Source organism: Streptomyces coryli, from assembly GCF_011044975.1.
Taxonomy (GTDB): Bacteria; Actinomycetota; Actinomycetes; order Streptomycetales; family Streptomycetaceae; genus Streptomyces; species Streptomyces coryli.
Genome location: NZ_JAAKZV010000468.1, coordinates 1 through 2,831 on the forward strand (window position 1 = coordinate 1; position 2,831 = coordinate 2,831).

Below are 2,831 nucleotides of genomic sequence, written 5' to 3' on the forward strand. Positions count from 1 at the left end.
CTGTGGGGGCCGTAGCGGCCGCTGATTGCGCTGCTGTCGCCATGTCCGCTGCTGCTGCCGCCGCCGCCTGTGCGGCCTCCGCCGGGCCGCTGAACCGCAGCCGCAGCTCTCCCGGCAACCCGCGCAGCAGGTCGTCCCGTTCCCCGCGGGCGATCACGCGGCCCGCTCTGACGACGGCCAGGGAGGCGCCGAGGTCGGCGAGTTCGGGCAGGTAGTGGGTGGTGTACAGGACCGCCGCGCCCGCGTCCGCGCGGGCCCGTACCGCAGCGAGCAGTGCCGCGCGGGTGTCCGGGTCGGCGCCGGCCGTGGGCTCGTCGAGGAGCAGCAGGGGCGGGTCGCCGATCAGGGCGGCGGCGGCTTGGGTGCGGCGCCGCTGGCCACCGGAGAGCAGCCCGGCGCGGCGGTCGAGTTCGGCGGTGAGCTGGAGTTCCTCGGCGACGGCTTCGACGGCGGTACGGAGTGTGCGGCGGCGCAGGCCGGCCAGCGAGCCGTACAGGCGGAGGTGTTCGCGGACGGTGGCGCTCGGGTAGAGGGCGAGTTCCTGCGGGGCGAGGCCGAGGAGGGCGCGGGCGGCGTGCGGGCGGTGGAGGGCGTCGATGCCGTCGATGCGGACGGAGCCCGCGTCGGGGCGGGTCAGGCCGGTGACCACCTCCACGAAGGTGGTCTTGCCCGCGCCGTTGTGACCGATGAGGCCGGTGATCTCGCCTGCGGCGACGGCGAGTTCGAAACCGTCGAGGGCGGTGGCGTCAGGGCCGTAACGCTTCACCAGTCCGTGGGTGCTGAGCACGATGCGCCTCCCGATCTTTGTGATCTACAGCGTATAGATCTACACTGTATATACATGAGCGCGCGACGTGAAGAGGCAGTGGACGCGGCCATGGCCATCGCCGACGAAAAGGGCTTGGCGGCCGTCTCCATGCGCGCCGTCGCGCAGCGCGTCGGCGTCACGCCGATGGCGCTTTATCCCCATGTCGGCAGCAAGGCGGCGCTGCTCGACCTGATGGTGGGGCGGCTGCTCTCGATGCTGGGGGAGGACCCCGCGATGCGGGCGGCGGCGGATGCGGACTGGCGGACGCGGCTACGGGTCTTCGCGTCGTCGGCGCGGCTTGGTCTGCAGACGCATCCGTGGGCTACGGGCCTGCTCTTCGACCGGCCGACGGTCACCCCGGAGGCGGTGGCCGTCATCGACAAGATCTACTCCGCGCTCCTCGACGCCGGTGTGCCGGGCCGCGAAGTCCCGCGTGTGGAGCGGTTGGTGTCCACCTTCGTGCTCGGTTACGTCGCCTCGGAGGTGGGCGGTCGGTTCGGTCCTGGTGAGCTGGATCCTCGGGGTAGGAGGGGCCAGTTGCCGGAGGGTGCCCTGCCCGCGCATGCGCGTGTCGCGGAGGCGCTGGACGCGCCGGTCGACTGGGACGAGGAGTTCAAGCAGGGATTCGAGGAAGTGCTCCGCCTTGTGGAGTCGGTGGCGGCGGGTAGCCGTGGTGGGGCGCGGGCGCGCTGATCCGCGCCCGTATCCGGGACCACCGATCGCGCGTGCCAGCGCCTTGCGGCGTGTGCGCTCTGCCGGCTTCATGGAGGACTTCACCGGCCCGGCCCGGCCCGCAGATCGCCGCAGCGCTGAGCGCGGCTCCCGGCCGGCGGATACCGCGGTCAGCTGATTAGGCAGCAGGGCGTCCGAAGCACCCAACTCCCTGTGCGGACACGCCCTTCCCCACCCACCCGGCCCGGCCTAGGGTGCCGGGCATGACCGCAGCGGGCGTGCCCGGGCGCGCGGAGCTGATCGCCGGTGCGGAGAGTCGGCTGGCCGGCGACGGGCGGCTGCTGCTCACTGGCCCTGCGGGCAGCGGCAAGAGCGCGCTCGTCGCCGATCTCGCCGACCGGGCGGAGGCGTCCGGCCGGCGCGTACTGCGGCTGTCCCCGCAACCCGCCGACGCCGCGCTCCCGTACGCCACGCTCGCCGATCTGCTGCTCGCCTTCCCCGCCGATATACGGGACCGCCTGCCGGCCCCGCAGCGGACGGCCGTGGCCGAGGTCTTGAGGGACGCGGTGCCGCCCGCGGCGGGGCCGGACAGGCTGGCGCTGCGGCTGGCGGTGGGCGGCCTGCTGGCGGGGACCGCGCCGGTGCTGCTCACGATCGACGGCGCCGACTGGGCGGACCCGGCAAGCGCCGAACTCCTCGCCACCGCCGGATCCGACGAGGTCCGCGTGCTGGCCACGTCCCGTACCCCCGGCTGGCAGGGAATCCCCACCCTCGCCGTCCCACCACTGACCCCCGAAGCACTCGCCGAGATCCTCTCGGCCCAGGGCCTGCCGTCCCGACTGGCCCTGCGCATCCACGCCGCATCGGGCGGCAACCCAGGCTTCGCCCTCGCCATCGCCCGCGCCCTTACGGCCCGCGGCCGCCCCTCGCACCCGCTCGACGAGCTGCCGGTCCCGGCGGCAGTGCAGGATGCGGTGCAGGCACAACTCGCCCGCATCCCGACGGCAGTCCGGACGCTGCTTCTGCACGCTGCGCTGGCATCCCACCCGACGGAGCCACTGCTACGCAGGGCTGGAACGTCGTGGCGGGTAGGGCCTGGAGCGGCGGAGCGGGAAGGACCCGGAGCGAGCGCCGGACCCGACGGTGGGCTGGGGCGCGAGAGCCCCGGCAGCGAGGTCGACTTCGGACCTGGTCTCGGATCTGGTCGGGAGTCCGGTCCTGAGGTCGGCCCCGGTGCCGACGTCCGACCCGGTCGCGACGCTGGTCCTGGCCCCGGCCCTGGCCCTCGTCCCGGTCCTGGCCCTGGCCCTGGCGGCGAGCCTGGGCCCAGTCCCGCCCCTGGCCCCCAACC

3 protein-coding genes are annotated in these 2,831 nt (G+C 74.2%); 2 read left to right on the forward strand and 1 reads right to left on the reverse strand.

All coding sequences use genetic code 11. The annotated features are described in order from the left end of the window. On the reverse strand, positions 1-787 hold a 787-nt coding region (locus G5C51_RS41285), incomplete at its 3' end, for an ATP-binding cassette domain-containing protein (protein WP_165245976.1). Positions 788-841: 54 nt separating this feature from the next. Between G5C51_RS41285 and G5C51_RS41290 the strand changes: the two genes are divergently transcribed. Then, positions 842-1,501 carry a TetR/AcrR family transcriptional regulator gene (locus G5C51_RS41290; protein ID WP_165245978.1) on the forward strand — a complete coding sequence of 220 codons (660 nt, stop codon included), beginning with the start codon at positions 842-844 and terminating at the stop codon, positions 1,499-1,501. 242 nt (positions 1,502-1,743) lie between these two features. After that, positions 1,744-2,831 (forward strand): ATP-binding protein (locus G5C51_RS41295; RefSeq protein WP_165245980.1); only part of this gene is annotated, 1,088 nt, incomplete at its 3' end.